The organism is Arthrobacter sp. zg-Y179 (assembly GCF_020907345.1).
Taxonomy (GTDB): domain Bacteria; phylum Actinomycetota; class Actinomycetes; order Actinomycetales; family Micrococcaceae; genus Arthrobacter_B; species Arthrobacter_B jinronghuae.
In genome coordinates this window covers 85,343-103,148 of the sequence record NZ_JAJJOB010000013.1, presented here as the reverse complement: position 1 = coordinate 103,148, position 17,806 = coordinate 85,343, and the positions used below count along the sequence as shown (strand labels likewise).

Annotated in this window: 14 protein-coding genes; 9 read left to right on the top strand and 5 right to left on the bottom strand. The window is 65.4% G+C overall.

All coding sequences use genetic code 11. The annotated features are described in order from the left end of the window. Nucleotides 1–591 (top strand): TetR/AcrR family transcriptional regulator, encoded by a 591-nt coding sequence (locus LOC56_RS14750; protein WP_229953027.1) that lies wholly within the window; start codon nucleotides 1–3, stop codon nucleotides 589–591. Here LOC56_RS14750 and LOC56_RS14745 read toward each other — a convergent pair. Beyond that, the gene (locus LOC56_RS14745) at nucleotides 588–2,699 is read right to left on the bottom strand and encodes an FAD-dependent oxidoreductase (protein WP_229953026.1); all 2,112 of its coding nucleotides are present in this window, start codon (nucleotides 2,697–2,699) and stop codon (nucleotides 588–590) included. The genes LOC56_RS14750 and LOC56_RS14745 overlap by 4 nt on opposite strands. A gap of 75 nt (nucleotides 2,700–2,774) precedes the next feature. Next, nucleotides 2,775–3,062, bottom strand: coding sequence for an acetamidase/formamidase family protein (locus LOC56_RS14740; protein ID WP_331460957.1), 288 nt, complete (start codon nucleotides 3,060–3,062; stop codon nucleotides 2,775–2,777). A gap of 232 nt (nucleotides 3,063–3,294) precedes the next feature. Between LOC56_RS14740 and LOC56_RS14735 the strand changes: the two genes are divergently transcribed. Beyond that, the gene (locus tag LOC56_RS14735) at nucleotides 3,295–5,229 is read left to right on the top strand and encodes a BCCT family transporter (RefSeq protein ID WP_442860110.1); all 1,935 of its coding nucleotides are present in this window, start codon (nucleotides 3,295–3,297) and stop codon (nucleotides 5,227–5,229) included. Between the two features lie 89 nt (nucleotides 5,230–5,318). On the opposite strand, the gene LOC56_RS14730 is transcribed toward LOC56_RS14735, so the two are convergent. Then, complete coding sequence (locus LOC56_RS14730) at nucleotides 5,319–6,347, bottom strand: isopenicillin N synthase family dioxygenase (protein WP_229953025.1); 1,029 nt, start codon at nucleotides 6,345–6,347, stop codon at nucleotides 5,319–5,321. Between the two features lie 160 nt (nucleotides 6,348–6,507). On the opposite strand from LOC56_RS14730, the gene LOC56_RS14725 reads away from it, so the two are divergent. Continuing rightward, a complete protein-coding gene (locus tag LOC56_RS14725) occupies nucleotides 6,508–7,044 on the top strand; it encodes a glutathione peroxidase (RefSeq protein ID WP_331460956.1) in 537 nt (178 codons plus the stop codon). A gap of 21 nt (nucleotides 7,045–7,065) precedes the next feature. Here LOC56_RS14725 and LOC56_RS14720 read toward each other — a convergent pair whose 3' ends face one another. Then, the gene (locus LOC56_RS14720) at nucleotides 7,066–7,965 is read right to left on the bottom strand and encodes a hypothetical protein (protein ID WP_229953024.1); all 900 of its coding nucleotides are present in this window, start codon (nucleotides 7,963–7,965) and stop codon (nucleotides 7,066–7,068) included. 138 nt (nucleotides 7,966–8,103) lie between these two features. Between LOC56_RS14720 and LOC56_RS14715 the strand changes: the two genes are divergently transcribed. From LOC56_RS14715 to LOC56_RS16330, 3 genes are read left to right on the top strand one after another with little or no spacing between them, the layout of a single operon-like run. Further along, on the top strand, nucleotides 8,104–8,403 hold the full coding sequence (locus tag LOC56_RS14715; RefSeq protein ID WP_227904874.1) for a type II toxin-antitoxin system VapB family antitoxin: 300 nt from the start codon (nucleotides 8,104–8,106) through the stop codon (nucleotides 8,401–8,403). After that, entirely contained in the window at nucleotides 8,396–9,073 is a 678-nt protein-coding gene (locus tag LOC56_RS14710) for a LytR C-terminal domain-containing protein (protein WP_229953023.1), read from the top strand. The genes LOC56_RS14715 and LOC56_RS14710 overlap by 8 nt, the downstream gene beginning before the upstream one ends. 31 nt (nucleotides 9,074–9,104) lie before the next feature. After that, nucleotides 9,105–9,821 (top strand): 4'-phosphopantetheinyl transferase family protein, encoded by a 717-nt coding sequence (locus LOC56_RS16330; protein ID WP_229953022.1) that lies wholly within the window; start codon nucleotides 9,105–9,107, stop codon nucleotides 9,819–9,821. Here the strand turns inward: LOC56_RS16330 and LOC56_RS14700 are convergent. Further along, the gene (locus LOC56_RS14700) at nucleotides 9,818–10,963 is read right to left on the bottom strand and encodes a heparan-alpha-glucosaminide N-acetyltransferase domain-containing protein (RefSeq protein WP_229953021.1); all 1,146 of its coding nucleotides are present in this window, start codon (nucleotides 10,961–10,963) and stop codon (nucleotides 9,818–9,820) included. The genes LOC56_RS16330 and LOC56_RS14700 overlap by 4 nt on opposite strands. A gap of 568 nt (nucleotides 10,964–11,531) precedes the next feature. Here LOC56_RS14700 and LOC56_RS14695 point away from each other — a divergent pair. Genes LOC56_RS14695 through LOC56_RS14685 form a run of 3 tightly spaced genes read left to right on the top strand, consistent with a single transcriptional unit; the run spans nucleotide 11,532 to nucleotide 17,802 of the window. Continuing rightward, nucleotides 11,532–15,446 (top strand): Pls/PosA family non-ribosomal peptide synthetase, encoded by a 3,915-nt coding sequence (locus tag LOC56_RS14695; protein WP_229953020.1) that lies wholly within the window; start codon nucleotides 11,532–11,534, stop codon nucleotides 15,444–15,446. Continuing rightward, complete coding sequence (gene dapA, locus LOC56_RS14690; RefSeq protein WP_229953019.1) at nucleotides 15,443–16,411, top strand: 4-hydroxy-tetrahydrodipicolinate synthase; 969 nt, start codon at nucleotides 15,443–15,445, stop codon at nucleotides 16,409–16,411. The genes LOC56_RS14695 and dapA overlap by 4 nt, the downstream gene beginning before the upstream one ends. A 14-nt stretch (nucleotides 16,412–16,425) precedes the next feature. Then, a complete protein-coding gene (locus tag LOC56_RS14685) occupies nucleotides 16,426–17,802 on the top strand; it encodes a heparan-alpha-glucosaminide N-acetyltransferase domain-containing protein (RefSeq protein WP_229953018.1) in 1,377 nt (458 codons plus the stop codon). Nucleotides 17,803–17,806: the final 4 nt, after the last annotated feature.

The window sequence follows — 17,806 nt, the reverse complement described above, 5'->3', positions numbered from 1 at the left end:
ATGAGAACCGACGGCGAAGCCACGAGGGCCAGGATCCTGGCTGCAGCACGAAAAGAGTTTGCACAGTATGGCTTGGCCGGTGCCCGGGTCGACCGTATAGCGGAAGAGGCACGCGCCAGCAAGGAACGCCTTTATGCGTATTTCGGCGGCAAGAGTGCGTTGTTCGCCGCAGTGCTGGCCGCCAATCTCCAGGAGACCACGGACCAGGTTCCCCGGGACGCGCTGGATCTTCCCGGGTTTGTGGGTGCCCTGTATGACCACGCGGTGGAGCACCCCGAGCATCTGCGCATGCTGGACTGGGCCCGGCTGGAGGGTGCGCCGGAAGCGCTCGCCCCCTCCAGCCGCCCGGGGCCGACGTCGGCCGATATTGCCGCCGCCCAGGCGCAGGGGATCATTGATCCTGCCTGGGATCCGGATGACCTGATGACTCTGCTTTTTTCGCTGGCCACCGCATGGGCACAGTCCCCGGAATTGCTCTACACCGGCAGAACCGAGGATTCCGACGCCGCCCGCGAACGACGCCGGCAGGCCGCCATCGCTGCGGCCTGCCGGCTTCTTACGCCTTCGAAGGACGAGGCAATACCGTCCTAGAGCTCGGTGCTCACCTTCCAGGATGAGTGGATGGCACCGTGGATGTAGTTGACCTCACCGGCGTCGCCGACGACATCGCAGCTGATGTCCGCGGCCCGCAGCTCGTCCGCCAGCGGTGAGGCCGACGTCGTGCCGTCCGCGTAGACCACCATGTCCGCGGGGGCGGAGAAGCTTTCCCCGCCCACGGTCCACTCGACGCTCTTCTCGGTGATGCGGGTGATCGAGGCGTTGCGGTGGATCTTCACGCCGTGCTTTTCCGATTCCTTCACGGCGGTCCAGCGGCGCGGCATGGCCAGCGGCAGGCCAAGCTGCTGCTTTTCATGCAGCAGTGTGACCCGGCGGCCGCGCTCGGCAAGGAACTCGGACAGCTCCAGGCCCACGAGGGAACCCCCGATCACCACCACGTCCTTGCCCATCGGCAGCCAGACCTTGGTGAACTGACGGACAAACTCCGGGCTCTTGGTCACGCCGGAGAGGCGGCCGAGCTTGCCCAGGGTGCTCAGCACTGCGCCGGCTTCCTCAGCGGTGGCGGTGCCGAGCATCATGGCACGCAGCGTGTCGCCGGTCTGTACGATCGGCAGGTCGCCGCCGGGGAAGTCCGGCTTGGGCCGGACTGCACCGGTGGCCACGATCACATGGTCCGGGTGCAGGGCCCGGATGGACTCCACCGTGGCCTTGGTGTTCAGCTTCACCGCAATGTTCAGGCGTTTAATTTCGGCCTTGAACCACTTCAGAAGGCGTTCGTTGTCCGGGGTGGTCATGGTGGAGAACCACATGGTCCCGCCGAGGCGGTCCGACTTGTCCACGACAGTGACCCGGTGGCCGCGCTCGGTCAGGACCCGGGCGCTTTCCAGGCCCGCGGGGCCGGCGCCGACAACCACTACGTGCTTGGTCGCGGACGCAGGCTTCAGCGGCAGCAGCGCCTCGTTGCCCAGTGCGGGGTTGACCGCGCAGAACGGGGTGTCGTCAAAGAAGTTCTCCGCGACGCAGAGGTAGCAGTTGATGCAGGGGCGGACCTGGTCGAACTTGCCGTCGCGCAGCTTGTTCGGCAGTTCCGGGTCGGCCAGCAGCTGGCGTCCCATGGCTGCGAAGTCGATCTGTCCGGCGGCCAGTGCCTTCTCGGAAACCTCCGGCAGCATCCGGCCGACGGCGATCACCGGAACACTGACGTGCTTCTTGATCTCCGCGGCGTTCTGCAGGTAGGCACCCACCTTGTTGGGCAGCGGGCCGTCGGTGAAGTTGTCGAACGGGTTGCGCCCCCAGCCGGTGACGTGGATGGCGTCAGCGCCGGCCGGCTCGAACAGCTTGGATGCCTCGATCGCCTCGTCGAGGGTCAGGCCGCCCTCCTGTCCGTATTCCTCGCCGGCAACGCGGACCAGGACGGCCAGACGGTCGCCCACCCGCTCCTTGACGGCGCTGATGACCTCGCAGGCCAGCCGGGCCCGGTTTTCCAGGGAGCCGCCGTATTCATCCGTGCGCAGGTTGTCCCGCTGGTTAAGGAAGACGCCGAGGATGTAGCCGTGCGCTACGTGGATCTCGATCGCGTCGGCGTCGGCCTTGGCAACGCGTTCGGCGGCGTCGGCCCAGGTGGAGACCAGCCAGGAAATGTCCTCGGCCGTCATCTCGTGGTACGCGGTCTGCTTGCCGGCGGTGGCGGCGCCCATCTTGCCGAGCTCTTCGCGGGTGCTGTCCGCCAGCGCGGACATGTCATAGGTGTAGTCCGGCTGGTTGGGTGCGAGCACCGGACGGTCATTTGCGACGTCCACGCGGGCAACCTTGCCGTGGTGCGTGGACTGGATGCAGAGCTTGCTGCCGGCGGCGTGGACGGCGTCGGCCAGCGCCTTGAGGCCGGGAATGTACTTGTCATCCGACAACCCCGGTTCCTTCATGGACGCCGCGCCGTGCGGGAACGCGATGGCGCAGGCACCGGTGATAATCAGGCCGGCGCCTCCTGCGGCACGGGCCACGTAGTGGTCGATTTCGGGCTGTTCAATCTCGCCGTGCTCGGAGACATTCATATCCATTGCCGGCAGGACGATTCGGTTGTGGGTTTCCATGGGGCCCATGCGCCCCGGGGCCATGAGGTGGGGGAAGGAGTTGTTGTTCACAGGGGTATTTTAGCGCCGTTGTGTACACCGTAAACGCGCGGCGCGGCGGAACCGGGCCGCGCGTGGCCGCCCCGGTCAGGTTCGGCTAGCCCGGGGCGCTCCGATGCCGGGGGTGATCTGGAAGGGAGCCGAGGGACGGACATCGAAGTCGAAAATGGACGCCGGAAGGTAGGCCTGTTCCGGGCTGTGACCGAACTTCGTCAGGTAGTCGATGGCGTGCAGGCAGGCCCGCTGGTAGGACAGGTGCGAGTGGAGGTAACGCTGCTCGCCGTCGAGCGTCACCGAGGTGCCCGAGTCAACGGTCGGTGCGTGATGGTGATATTCGACCGGCTGGAATTGTTTCCCCGAATTATTGGAATGAATTATAAAGGGATATCAGTATTGGGACTTTCGCTATTTCGGTCGATTGCATCGTGAGGAAAGTGCAATACTTTTGCGGCGCGGGCTATCCGTGGAGCCTGGTTCGAGCCCTTGCGTGCGATTGGTCCTGCCGCGGTATTAGTGCTATGTGGGCACTTCTGCGCTTGATCGAGAGGGGACCGTTGCAATCCGTTGTTTACTGTAATTAGCGCTTTATGGCCTAAAGTTTAGCGTTATGAATTCCGACTCTTCACCCCCAGAGCACGTCGCAGGGACCACCGACGGTTCAAGCGTGGCGGGGTCGCCGATGCGCAGACCCGCCGGCCGCCCAGTTGAACGTGTGAAAAAAGCGCTGCGCACTGCTGCTTCCGCCCCAGTGCTTAGCCTCCATCCCGGGCTGGTCCCGGGCATCAGCGTTGAGGACACCGGAGTCAGCTATCCGACCCGGCGCGGTGTCTTCATTTTTGCCATGGCCATCTCTCTCGCTGTTCTGGCATGGGCGATTTTTGCGCCAGACAACCTCAGTTCCGTGGGCACTGGCATACAGGGCTGGGTGGTTGTGCATTTCGGCTGGCTGTTTAACGCCACCATGGTTGCCGCCGCGATCTTCATGCTGGTGGTCGGCTTCGGGCCGACCGGCAAGATCCGGCTGGGGGCCGACGACAGCACGCCGGAGTACTCCACGACGTCCTGGATCTCCATGCTGTTCGCAGCTGGTCTGGGCATCGCGCTGATCTTCTACGGGCCGATGGAACCGCTCAGCCATTTCCTCTCCCCGCCGCCCTCGACTGATGCCGAGGCCGGAACCTCCGCCGCCATCCTGCCGGCCATGTCGACCACCTTCCTGCACCAGGCCAGTCTCGCCTGGGTCATCTACGCCCTGGTGGGCGGCGCCCTGGCCTACGCCTCTTTCCGGCGCGGCCGGCTGCCGCTGATTTCGTCGCTGTTTGAACCGGTCTTCCCCGACGGCAACAACCGCGTGCTGGGAAAGATCATCGACGTTTCCGCCGTGCTGGTGACACTGTTCGGCACCGCGACCTCGCTGGGTATCGGCGCGATCCAGATCCGCACCGGAGTCTCGATCATCACGGGCCAGGAGCTGGGCAACGGCTTCGTCGTCGTCGCCATCAGCCTCCTGACGGTTGTCTTCACCATCTCCGCGGTCGCCGGCATCAAGAGGGGCATCCGGCTGCTCTCCAACCTCAACATGACCCTGGTCATTCTGCTGACGCTCTTTGTCCTGCTGACCGGTCCGACGTTCTTCCTGCTCGATCTGCTGCCCGCCTCGCTCATCGCGTTTGTCGGCAACCTGCCGGACATGCTGACCGTCTTCGCCGGCCAGGGCGCCGAGCAGGAGGCCTTCCTGACCGGCTGGACCACCCTGTACTGGGCCTGGTGGATCTCCTGGTCGCCGTTCGTGGGAATGTTCATCGCCAAGATCTCCAAGGGCCGCACCCTGCGCCAGTTCGTCACCGTCGTCGTCTTCGTTCCCTTGTCCATCTCCGTCTGCTGGTACACGGTCTTCGGCGGCACCGCCATCTGGATGAACCAGAACGGGCTGGACCTGACCATGAAGGGCTCCGGAGAGAACGTCATGTTCGATCTGCTGGCCAACCTGCCGTTCAGCTCCGTGACGCCGATCGTGTGCATGCTCGCGATTATGGTCTTCTTCGTCACCGCCGCGGACTCGGCGGCCAACGTCATGGGTTCGATGTCCCAGTCGGGCCGGCCCGTGCCCTCGAAATCGGTGACCATCATCTGGTCGGCGGCACTCGGGCTGATGGCCATGTTCCTGCTGCTGGCCGGGGGCCACAACGCCCTCTCGGGACTCCAGGCCATGATGGTGACCAGCGCCCTGCCGTTCACCATCATCCTCGTCGGTGTGATGATCTCCTGGGCCAAGGACCTGCGCAACGACCCGCTGATGATCCGGCGCCGGTATGCGCTGGAGGCCATCAGCGGCGGCGTGCGCCGCGGCATCGACGAGCACGGAGACGACTTCGTCTTCGGCACCGCGCACGTGCCGGAGGCCGAAGGCGCGGGTGCCGACTTTAAGAGCGACGACCCCGCCCTCACCGGGTGGTACACGGACAACGTGCAGGCCCCGGATGTCGTGGAGGGCCCGGAGGAGGAGCATTCGGACAAGGCGAAGGTGGGCGCCGTCGACTAGCGCTCTTGTCTGGTTGAACCGGACTTAAGAAGTGGAAGCGGGAACCCTCTGGTTCCCGCTTCCACAGCCGGCGAGAATCATCCCGCTGGTTACTTCCCCACAAGCTCCGGATGATGCAGCTTGGCCACCTGCGGGTGCGCCCGCAGCCAACCCTTGAGGACGTTGGCGCCGTAGGACGCCAGCATGGGGTTGTCCGGATCATCGGAAATACCGCGGGACTGCGCAGCCAGCTCGGCGGGAAGCTGCACGGGGTCGATCACCGTGTCCAGCCGCGGCGACCAGAAGAACGGAATGGCGTAGCGGTCCACTCCGGGCGCCGGCGCCAGAACACGGTGGATGGTGGCGGAAAGGTAGCCCTGGGTGGCCACCTCGAGCATTTCGCCCAGGTTCACCACCAGCGCGCCGGGGATGGGTTCCACCGGAAGCCAGGTGTCGGACTCATGCGGCTTCACTTCCAGGCCGCCCACGGAATCCTGCAGCAGCAGGGTGATGAAGCCGTAGTCGGCATGGGCGCCCACACCCTGGGTTCCGGCTTCCTTCACGACGCCGCCCACATAGTGGATGAGCTTGGCCATCCAGGCGGGGGTGTCCTCGAAGGGTTCGGTGAAGTGGTCCCCGGGCAGTTCCAGGGACACCGCGATGGCGCTGAGCAGCTCCGCACCCACCCAGCTCATTGCCTCCGCCCAATCCATGGCGGTGGAGCGCAGTTCGGGCAGCACCTCGTCCGGGAACTGGTTGGGGCCCTGGACCAGCCAGTACGGCTGGTCCGCAGGATAGTCCGCCACGGGCGCGCGTTCCGGACCGAAGTCCACCTGCTCCCGGGCATCGGGGCGGCCCTTGGTGATTTCGGTGCCGAGCCGGGTGTAGCCGCGGAAGTGCGGGGAATTGCGGTTGTCCAGGGCCAGCCGGTCCTCGAGGGGCAGGTCGAAGAACCGCTTCGTGACGTCGAACAGCTCCTCCACCCGGGCCTGCGCGGCGCCGTAACCGACCAGCTGGAAAAAGCCGATCCGGTGCGTGGCATCACGCAGCTGGTCGATGAACTCGGGATTGAAGGAGCCGTCGGCATTGCGTGCCGTGCTCAGGTCCAGGACGGGAATTGACTCGGGAATAGCGCTCATAGCGGCAAGCTATCACCGGGGCTGTCAAGTTCGAACCAAATATTACGAAGTGCTAGGAATCACGTCCCCGTGTTTCCTACGAGTAGGCACAGGAGCCGGAATTGGGTATTCCGCCCGGGGATGGGATGCAATGGAAGCAGGCCAATCGAAAGGGAGCTCCGTGGAGGACAACGCCTTGTATGACAACTCGAACGACAATACGAACGACAACTTGTACGACATCCCCCTGACCATGCTGGACGGCACCGAAACCACCTTCGGAGAGCTGTTCCGCGGCAAGGCCGTGCTGGTGGTGAACGTTGCCTCGCGCTGCGGTTTTACCTCCCAGTACGAGGGACTGCAGGCCCTCTACGAAACCTACGAGCACCGGAACTTCACCATCCTCGGCGTGCCCAGCAACTCCTTCGCCGGGCAGGAACCGGGCACCAACGAAGAGATTGCCGAGTTCTGTTCGCGGAACTTCGGCGTCACCTTCCCGCTGACCGCCAAGGCCGACGTCAACGGACCGAACCGGCACCCGCTCTACGCAGCCCTGACCCGGTTCCATGACGGCGAACTGGGCGACGATATCGGCTGGAACTTCGAGAAGTTCCTCATCACCGACAGCGGCGAGATTGTGGGCCGGTTCGCGTCCAAGACTGCGCCCGGGGCACCGGAAATCCAGGAATCCGTAGAAGCGGTCCTGCGCCTGGAGTAGGGCTCCAGCGCCGGGGGAGCGCTAGACGACGACGGCGTCGTCCACTGCTTCCCCGGCAGCCATTGCCACCCAGCGCTCAAAGTAGGCTGCACCGGCGTCGTCGTGGATCAGGGACCCGGCCGTCAGCACCGGATAAGGCGTGGACGGGACCCCGTCCGCCGGCCGCACGTCCACGTGCGCGACGTCGTACCCCAGCGCGTGCAGTTCGTCGGCCATGGCGTAATCGGTGCGGGAATCGCCGACCGTCCGCCAGATCTGCGGAACCGGCGTGCCGTCCGCTTCGAGCAGGGACAGCGCGCGCCGGGCGCCCAGGTCCTTGCCCACTCCCATGGCTTCGATGTCGGTGGAGATGATGGTGGGATCAATGCGGAAGGCAACGGCTCCACGGGCGTCCGGAATGGCATGCTCCAGACGCCGGCCGCCGATTCCGGCCAGGGACATCTGTTCCAGTGCGTCCGCGTCGAAGCGGCGCTGGTCCGTGAGGTAGTCGGAGTTGTCCACCTGCACGTGCTGCTCCACGGAGACCATGGCCAGCTTGGTTTCGTCGAAGAACATGGTCTCGGAGTACTTGGCGGCCACCAGGTCGCGGATGGCCTCGGCGTAATCTCCGGGGACCTTCAAATCCGGGTCCACCTGCGGCTGGTCCGGACCGGTCCCGTCGAAGGAAAACCAGACGGCGCCCTTTTCACACACGGCGTGCAGCCGCACCCCCTCCGGCAGCCCCGCTGCCATCATCGGCTGCATGACCTGTTCGCGGATGAAGGCATCAGAACGGCCCGTATTGAAAATGACCGGCCAGCCTGCCGATGCCAGGGTAACCAGGTCCCGGATGATGGAGGGGCGGACGCTCCGGGAGACGGGGCTGGCCACGGGGCCGTCGACGTCGAGCAGGAGACCGATTCGGGGAGCAGAGGTGTTCACCTCCCCAGTATCCCGTGTCTGCGCCGGTACCGCATTTTCGTGTCTCGGACGCAATCCGCGGCCTAATCGGGGCTTTTGCGGGCGGCGCGCCCGAGCACCGCTGTTTCTTTGGGTGCGGATGTTATCTACTCTGTACTAGTGATCTTCAAAGCTGTTGGCGACGTACGCCCCTACCCTGACCATGGATACGTAACACCGAAGGACTGGGCAGCGGTACCTCCCCGGCAGGTTCGCCTGGATGAACTGGTGACCACGAAGGCCACACTGGACCTCGGCGCGCTGCTGGCCGAGGATTCCACCTTTTTCGGAGACCTGTTCCCGCACGTCGTCCAATGGAAGGGCACCATGTACCTTGAAGACGGATTGCACCGGGCCGTAAGGACGGCATTGCACCAGCGGACCATACTGCACGCACGCGTGCTGGTCCTCGATGACTAAAGAGCCCCCTGAGGGGCGGCGCCGCGGCAACCCCGCCAGGAACGACCCAAGGGAATGGCACGGGCACCGGATCATCACCGGAGGAGACCTCGGCGCGGTATTTGCACCGACCGACGAACCGGACGTGGTCCGGCGTGCGAGACGGCGCCGGCGGCTGCATAATTCAGTGGTCGGGATCCTGGCGTTGCTGCTGGTGCTGGCGGTGATCCTGGCGCAGGGATTGATTTCAGGGTGGGTACGGCTGCCCAGTGCAGCACCCAGTACCTCTGCGGGTCCGGTGGACGAATGTCCGGCCGGGCCTTTTCCGTATCTGGACCCCGCCACCGTAACGGTCAATGTCTACAACGCGACGGCGTCCCCGGGCCTGGGCGCAACCGTCGGAAACGCCCTGAATGAGCGCGGCTTCCGGGTGGACCGGGTCGGCAACAGCAGTGTGAACCGTTCCGGCATGACCGCGCTGGTGCTTTCCGGACCCTCCGGCCTCGCCGCCGCCTACACGCTGCAGCAGCACATTCCCGGCACGGACTACGTCCTGGATGAGCGGACGGACGCATCGGTGGACGTGGTGATCGGCTCCGGATTCCAGGCACTTCTCCCGGCGGAACAGGCAGTAGCAGCGGGACCGGGTGCGCTGAGTTGTCCAGGCGCTTCGACGCCGGACGGGCAGTAACGCGGTGGGCCTGCCGCACAGTGAAACACGCGTGTTTCGACACCAGCAGGAACCGGCGGAGGTGCGGCTGGCCGTCCGGCGGCTGGACACAGTGGACCTTCGGGCCGCGGCCAGCCTGGGAACGGCCGTACGGGCACGGGCGAAGGGATTCCATCACGAGGAGGACCGCCGTCGTTTCCTTGCCGGGCGGCTGGCCGCCCGGTCCCTGGTGGCCGGGTACCTGCAGGCGCCTGAGGACGCGGTGACCGCGGTGGCGCACTGTCCCGACTGTCTGCACGGCAATGACGGAAGCCACGGGGAGCCGCGCTATTTCATTGCGGGCCGGCCCATCCCGCAACAGGTCAGTTTCAGCCGTTCCGGGAACTGGCTGGCGGCGGCGTTCGCCCGGACGCGCGTGGGGGTGGACCTGGAAGACTCTGCCGCACGGGCGTTCACTGATACGGCAGTGGAGGACGTGATGGCCACCGGTGCGGAAAGGGCGGCCATTGCCGCCGTCGCGGTTCCGGACCGCCCCCGCCTGCGGGCGCAGATCTGGGTGCGGAAGGAAGCCCTGCTGAAGGCGTCAGGCCAGGGGCTCCGGATTGATCCCCGCAGTGTGGAAACGGATTTCGGCGAACGGGGGCGGGAAAAGGGCGTCGGGTTCAGCGGGCTGCGCGCGTACGACGTCGAGCCGGAGCAGTTCGGACTGCCCGCCTCCTTTGCGCTGTCCTACGCCGTGGATGCGAGGGTGGCGGACGGATTGGCTTAGGTGCCCCGGTTGGCGGAACGGGTGTCCGGGTGCCGCCGAAGGACGGACTCCCGCGCGGCAGCAGCGCCACGGGAGACGAGTTTCTCCAACGGCCCCTGCTTTCCCGCAAGCTGCCAAATCACGGCGACGATTACGAATACGGTGATTTGCAGCCAAAGGGAGAATTCCGGGAGGTCGACCAGTGCTCCGGTGCCGAGGAAAAGCAGATGGGCGCAGTAGAAGGTAAGCGTCATCCGGCCGGGTGCGGACAGGACGAGCAACGCCTTGCCTGCAAAGCGTGAGACCAGCAGCATGGCCCCGAGCACGGCCGTGGCAACTCCAATGGTGTGCAGCAGGTCGAACGGTGTGGTGGAGTGCGGCGCGGCGATGGACAGCCACCACCAGGAGCTGGTGGGAAGGTACTCTTCCGTGCCCCACACCAGGATTTCCTGGAGATCACCTGTTCCTAGATCCGGTTCCGATGCCAGCAACCGGTCAAACCCGGGACCGGCGAGCAGCAGCCGGGAGCCGAGCCAGGCAGCCGCGGCAAGTGCCGCGCCTGACCCCAGCAGCCCCAGCTGCACGCTGGTCCGATCCAGGCTCATCCTGCCGATAGCGAGCCCGGCGGCAATGTAGGCCAGCCACGGAATGGCGGGGTAGGTTCCGGTGAGCAAAAGCTGACTCAGGAACACGCCGGGTTGGGTGAGTACGGTAGAGAAGGTGGGGTCGAATCCGGGCTCGGGGAGGTAATCCCGCAGGCCCTGCATCAGGATCGGTCCCAGCAGTGCGAATCCCGCGGCGGCGACGAGCAGGGTCCGGGTTGATACTCCCAGCAGCGGGACTGCCAGCAGGAACATGGCACCGTAGTACGCCAGGATGATGAAGGCGTCCATGTCCACATAGGCGATGGCCAGGCCAAGGGCGGTGACCAGTCCTGCCCTTGCAGCCACGCTCCACCGGGCCGCAGCCAGGAAATGTCCGCCTTCCGTCCTCGCTCTTCGGGTGGTGAAGGCCAAGGTAACCCCGGCGAGAAGGGCAAAGAGCGCTGCCGCCTTGCCGGCGAACAGCAGCCACGTCAGGGTCGGCTCTCCGTCTTCGCCCACGGCAGACAGGACGTGGATCGCCATCATTCCGAAAAGCGCGAGCCCGCGCGCAGCGTCCACTCCGGACAGTCTGGGTCTCGATGTTGCCAAAGAAGACATGCTTTAGATCCCATCGGCAGGTGTTATCCAGCGCCCTGTCGAGTGCCGGGGGTGGACCACACACAACCAACAGCTTCTGTCCGTAACCTATCGGAAACCTAAGCGCAGGCTGTGAAGCACGGTGAGCCATTTCTACCTGCACCCTGCTTGCCTGTGCTGACGCGAGACGCCCGCGGAACGAATTCCAAGTTGGGTAGTGATCCGAGTAGCCGCGGAGGCGGGGGAGTAATTAACCCCGTACCGGATGGACTCCTGCAGCCCTGGGGTACTCATGTGAATTCGCTGTGATTTTTCTAGGCTTCCCTGCATCGCCCCGGCCATCGCCGGGCTCAGGTTGTGGTCCCTCGACCACGGATATGAGATGTACCAGCAGGGAGAACTGCTTTCTATGAACACGCCCGAAAACCCGCAAGACGTGGCGGCAAGACCATCAACCATCCAGCACCCGACCGCCTTCGGCAGCAAGACCGCACCACCCCTTCCCGAAAGAGCACCATCAGTAACAAACCCGAATCCAGTTCCCGCGGAATTGGCGGTACTTCACGGCGGCCGCGCACCTGAGCAGCGCACCCTGGTCGATATCATCACCGAAACGGTCTCCGCCTATCCGGGCGCACCCGCCATTGATGACGGAACCGTTTCCCTGAGCTACGCCGAACTTGAGCTGCGGGTGCAGGCGCTCGCAAGGCGGCTGTGGGCCGGCGGCATCGGTGCAGGTGACCGGGTGGGAATCTATGTCCCCTCCGGATCCGTGGACCTGTACATCGCCATTCTCGGAGTGTTGTACTCCGGGGCCGCCTATGTTCCGGTGGACACGGACGAACCGGCCGGCCGGGCTGAGACGGTGTGGTCCGAAGGCGGAGTCTGCGCGGTTATCGAAGCAGGGCTGGAGCTGAACCTGCTGCAGGGCGTCCCCAGCGGCGGACACAGCCCTCAGCCGCACCCCGAGGACGATGCGTGGATCATCTTCACCTCCGGTTCCACGGGCAAGCCCAAGGGCGTGGCCGTGACCCACCGCTCCGCGGCTGCCCTGGTGGATGCCGAGTCTTCGCTCTACTGCGTCAGTGCCCCGCTTTCCCCGGGGGACCGGGTCTTGGCCGGGCTGTCGGTCAGCTTTGACGCCTCCTGTGAGGAGATGTGGCTGGCATGGGCCCATGGTGCTTGCCTGGTTCCGGCCCCTCGTTCCGTGGTGCGGTCCGGAGCGGATCTCGGCCCCTGGCTGGTCGAACGGAGAATCACTGCCGTTTCAACAGTGCCCACCCTTGCCGCGCACTGGTCCACCGAGACCCTTGACCGCGTGCGGCTGCTGATTTTCGGCGGTGAAGCCTGTCCGGAGGAGCTGGTCCGGCGGCTGGCTGCCCCCGGGCGGGAAGTCTGGAACACCTACGGCCCCACTGAAACCACGGTTATTGCCTGCGGCGCGCTTCTGGACGGACAGTCCGCCGTCCGGATCGGACTGCCGCTGAACGGGTGGAGCCTCGCCGTCATCGGCGAAGAGGGGAACCCCGTGCGCTGGGGGGAAGTGGGTGAACTGGTCATCGGCGGTGTAGGTGTTTCGCGGTACCTCGACCCGAAAAAAGACGCCGAGAAATTCTCCCCGCTTCCGGCCCTCGGGTGGGAACGGGCCTACTACAGCGGAGACCACGTCCGCGCAGACCAAGAAGGCCTCGTCTTTGTGGGGCGAGTGGATGAGCAGATCAAACTGGGCGGCCGGCGGATTGAGCTCGGCGAGATTGACGACGCCCTGAGCCGGCTGCCGGGCGTAGCCGCGGCTTCCGCAGCCGTCCATTCCACCCAGTCCGGAAACCGGGTGCTGGCTGGATATCTGGTCCCGGCAGCCGGGGCCACCCTGGACCTCGGCGCCGCACGGGCACAGCTGGCACAGAACCTGCCGGCATCCATCGTTCCGTCGCTGGGAATCGTCGATGAGCTCCCGATGAAGGCCTCGGGGAAAGTGGACCGCAAGGCCCTGCCCTGGCCGCTGCCGGTTACGGAAACGCCAACCGACGTCCGGGTGGAGCTCAACGCCGATCTGCGTTGGCTGGGCCAGCGGTGGACTGATCTGTTGGGGCCGCTGCCGTTGACCGAGGAAAGCGATTTCTTCGCCCTGGGTGGAGCGAGCCTGGCGGCAGCCCAATTGGTCTCGGCACTGCGGGAACGTTATCCGAAGGTCTCGGTCGCCGACATCTACGAGCATCCGACGCTGAGCACGATGTCCGACCACTTGACGTCACTGCGTGATTCAACACTGGACGTCCGTGAAACCCCCGAGTCGCCCTGGTGGCTGGGGCTGGCCCAGGCGCCTCTGATCGTGGCCCTCTACGGGATTACGGGCCTGCGGTACGTCACCGGTATCGCCATCGTGTGCATGGTGATGTTCCATGCAGTGGGCAGCCCCTGGACCCCGGATCCACCAGTAGTTCCCACCCTCGCGGCCTGGCTGGCCTTGTACAGCCTGCCGGCGCGGATGGTGGCCGCGGTGGTGTCGAGCAGGTTGCTGCTCCTGGGAGTCGGCCCCGGCATTTATCGGCGCGGCGGCAGCACCCACCTGAGGCTGTGGGCAGCGGAACGGATAGTGACGTACTGCAAGCTCGAGCCCATCATGGGATCCCCGCTCGGCATTTGGTATGCCCGCAAGCTGGGCTGCAACATCGGCGAAGGCGTGCACCTTGACGCCATGCCGCCGGTGACGGGTTTTGCGTCGATAGGCGGCCGGTCCTCCATCGAATATGAGGTAGACCTGGCCGGCCACTGGATTGAAGGCGGACAGCTCCACGTCGGCCGGGTGCAGATTGGCGAAGACGTGCGGATCGGTGCACGGTCCACGCTGATGGGCGGGGCGAAAGTGGGCCGCGGAGCCGAAACGGAACCGGGGACCCTGGTCTCCGGCGAGATCCCCGCAAATGAACTCTGGGCGGGATCCCAGATGCGGAAGACCGGTAGTGCCGGGGTGGGATGGCCCACGGAAGCAGCCCCGACGTCGGAATCCGGCAGAGTACGGTTGCTCTACCCGGCATCCCTGGGTGGCATCGCGTTGTTGAATCTCCTTTCCATAGCGCCCGGATCCGCCTTGATGCTGTGGTTGCTGAACGGGGTTTCCTCCTTCAGTGACGCGTTGTGGATCCTGGCCGTCTGGGCACCGGTTTTCGTGGTGATTTCCATGCTGATGTTCCTCGCAGTCACTGCCGCCGTGGTCCGCGGTACCGCCCGTCTGATGCCCGAAGGCATGCACCCGGCGGACGGCATGACAGGCTGGGCGTCCTGGTTGAGCAATCTGATGCTCAGCCGGTCGCTCATTACGATGTATCCGATCTATGCCAGCGTGCTCACGCCGGTGTGGACGCGGCTCCTGGGCGCGAAGGTCGGGCGACACGTGGAGATTTCCACTATGGAAACCGTGCCGCACCTGACGCGGTTGGAGGACCGGACCTTCCTGGCGGACCACTCCATGGTGTCGGCACGGCGAGTGCGCCAGGGGTGGCTGCACCTCGGCCAGGCGAGTGTCGCCGAACAGTCCTTCGTGGGGAATTCGGCGATCGTCGGGCCGGACACGCACGTTCCGGAGAACTCCCTGATTGCGGTGCTTTCCTCAGTCCCCAAGAACATGCCGGCAGGTACGTCCTGGTTCGGACGTCCGGCGGTGGAGCTTCCGCGGCCGGTGCAGGTGGGGGACACTGCCCGGACCTACGATCCTCCCCGACGCCTGCTGGTTGCCCGGAGCGCGGTTGAAGCCTGCAGGATACTGCCGGCGGTAATCACGGCCTGGCTGGCCCTGCTGACCGTGTGGGCATTGGCTGCCCTGTACGACAACTTCGGGTTCCTCACGGCCGTCCTGTGGTCCGGTCCGATCCTCCTTCTGAGCGGGATTGCCGCAGCGCTCATCGCCGTCATGGCGAAGTGGCTGCTGGTGGGCCGTTTCGAAGCTTCGGAGCACCCGCTGTGGAGTTCTTTTGTCTGGCGGAACGAGCTGGCGGACGTGTTTTCGGAATCCCTGGCCGTTCCCGGATTGGTGCGGATGAGTCTGGGCACCCCGATGCTCAATGCCTGGCTGCGCTGGATGGGTGCACGGATCGGCCGCAGCGTTTGGTGCGAAACCTGGTGGCTGCCGGAATTCGACCTTATACAGGTGGGCGACGGAGCGAGCATCAACCGCGGCACTGTACTGCAGACCCATCTTTTCCATGACCGGATCATGCGCCTGGACGAAGTAACCCTGGGCGACGGTTCCACGCTTGGACCCAACAGCATCGTGCTGCCGGGCAGCGCCGTCGAAGAGGGCGGCACCGTCGGAGGCTGCTCGCTGGTGATGCGCGGGGAAAGCGTCCCCGTGAACAGCGCCTGGTGCGGAAACCCGCTGGCGCATTGGGACCAGAGCCGCCCGATGGAACGCCGTGCCCGTCACCGCAAGTCGATTGAATCCAAAACTGTAGGAGCAAGACTATGAGTACAGCTACGGGCAACACAGGAACAACGGTCTCCCGGCAATTCGGCACGGTGCTTACCGCAATGGTTACGCCCATGGACGAGCGCGGCCAACTGGACCAGGCCGGCGCCGAGGAGCTGGCCCGATGGCTGCTGCGGACCGGCTGGAATGACGGCGTGGTGGTCAACGGCACCACCGGGGAGTCCTTCGCTACCTCGGACTGGGAAAAAGCGTCGATGATTCATTCGGCCAAACGGGTCACCGCGGGCACCGAGCGGCGGGTTATCGCAGGGGTGGGGTCCACCGACACGCGGCACAGCATCGAGCTGGCCCGGGCTGCGGCCGAGCAGAAGGCCGACGGGCTGCTGGTGGTGGCCCCCTACTATTCACGCCCCACGCAAAAAGGCCTGCTGCGCCACTTCGAGGCCATCGCCGACAGTACCGACCTGCCGGTGATGCTTTACGACATCCCCGCCCGCACCGGCGTCGCAATTGCCCCCGAGACTTTGGTGGCTGCCGGACACCATCCGAACATCGTGGCGGTGAAGGACGCCAAGGGAGATCTCGCCTCCTCATCCTGGGTCATGAAGCACAGCGAGCTGGTCTATTACTCGGGTGATGACGCACTGAATCTGCCCCTGATGTCCGTTGGTGCGATCGGCGTCGTCTCGGTGGTCGGACACGTCGCCGCTAACCGGCTGCGTGCCCTGACAGTCGCGTACCGGCAGGGCCGGGTGGACGACGCGCTGCAGATTCACCGTGACCTGCTGCCGATCTACACCGGTATGTTCCGGTGCCCCGGCGCAGCATCGGCCAAGGCAGCGCTTCGGAAACTGGGGCTTCCCGCCGGCCCCGTCAGGGGACCGCTGACCGACCTGAGCGAAGAGGAGACCGACCTGCTTGTGGCTGACCTCACCGCAGCGGGATTGCCGACTACGCTTGCGCCCGGCCCCGCAGTCCCTGAAGCTCTGGCACGGGCGTATTGAGCAAAGGGGGAAGCATGAGCGGGTTGGCTGAGGCAGCGGTGGGCAAACGGCGAGTGACCGGTGTCGATGCTGCCCGGGGAGCGGCGTTGATTGCGATGATGGCGATCCACATCCTGCCCGCCTGGAACGAGGAGTTCGCCCCCACGCTCACCTGGCTTCTGTTCGCCGGCCGGGGAGCCGCGCTTTTTGCGCTGCTCGCCGGGATATCGCTGGCCTTTATGTCCGGCGGCAAGCACCCGCCGCGGGGACGGAAGATGGCTGCCGTCCGTTACGGACTTGCGGTGCGCGCCGCCTTCATCACCGTCATCGGGCTGTTTCTCGGCTACCTCGCCGTCAACGCACAGGTGATCCTCGTCTATTACGGCGTGATGTTCCTGCTTGCCCTTCCGCTGCTCGGGCTGCGTGTGCGGACCCTGCTGGTTCTTGCTGCGGGTATTGCCGCTGCCGCCCCTGTCCTGATGCAGGCCACCAGGGATTGGCTCCCGGACATGGGCGGGGTGGAACCCAACTTCTCCACGCTCGTTGAAGCCCCCGGCGGTGTCATTGGCCAGGTCCTTCTCTCCGGTACGTATCCCGCGCTGCCTTGGATGGCGTACGTCTGCGTCGGCCTGGCTATCGGCCGGCTGGACCTGGCCGAGCGGGCGGTGCAGATTCGGCTGCTGGTGGCCGGCGTCGGCCTGGCGCTTGCAACAGCAGTCCTTTCCGCCCTCATCCTCGGCCCCTTCGGCGGGCGGCAACAACTGGTGGACGCGACGTCGGAATGGACTTCGGCCCCGGAAGAAATTGTTGAGGACATCCTGATCTGGGGGCCGGACCCGGTGCTGCCGACGGATTCCTGGTGGTGGCTTGCCTCCTTGGCTCCCTATTCCAGTACGCCGCTGGTGCTGGCCAACACCATCGGCACCTCGGCGGCGTTCCTGGGGGTGCTGCTGCTTCTGGGCGGCACCCGCGGGCAGCTCCTGCGGCCCTTGGCTCTGCTGGGCAAGATGACCTTGACCCTGTACTCCCTGCACCTGATACTCCTGGCCACCGGACTGCTGGCTGACCAGCCGGTGCCGGGAATGATCCTCCAGTTGGTCATCATTTCGGCCTTCGCCTCCATCTGGCTGCGGTACGCGGCCCAGGGCCCGCTGGAAAAGGGAGTTGCCGAAGCCTCGAAGTGGGCGCGGAACAAGTACCTGGCGCGCACGGGAGGTACGCGGGATAGCCGGACGTCCTCGATAAATCCAGCGGCTGCGGGAACGACGACTGAGCCGTCTGCCCCGTCGTCGTCGCCACCGCGTGGACTGGCTTACCCGCCGGCCCCGTCCTATCCGCCAGCTCCGCCGGTGCCGCCAGCTCCTCCGGTGCCGGAAGGCCGGGCCCGGCACCGTTCCCGTCAGCGCAGTTGATGCT

Bases quoted from the DNA above. Each gene is read 5' to 3' on its own strand.
- LOC56_RS14750 (WP_229953027.1), top strand. From the start codon at position 1: ATGAGAACCGACGGCGAAGCCACGAGGGCCAGGATCCTGGCTGCAGCA.
- LOC56_RS14735 (WP_442860110.1), top strand. From the start codon at position 3,295: ATGAATTCCGACTCTTCACCCCCAGAGCACGTCGCAGGGACCACCGAC.
- LOC56_RS14730 (WP_229953025.1), bottom strand. From the start codon at position 6,347: ATGAGCGCTATTCCCGAGTCAATTCCCGTCCTGGACCTGAGCACGGCA.
- LOC56_RS14710 (WP_229953023.1), top strand. From the start codon at position 8,396: ATGACTAAAGAGCCCCCTGAGGGGCGGCGCCGCGGCAACCCCGCCAGG.
- dapA (WP_229953019.1), top strand. From the start codon at position 15,443: ATGAGTACAGCTACGGGCAACACAGGAACAACGGTCTCCCGGCAATTC.
- LOC56_RS14685 (WP_229953018.1), top strand. From the start codon at position 16,426: ATGAGCGGGTTGGCTGAGGCAGCGGTGGGCAAACGGCGAGTGACCGGT.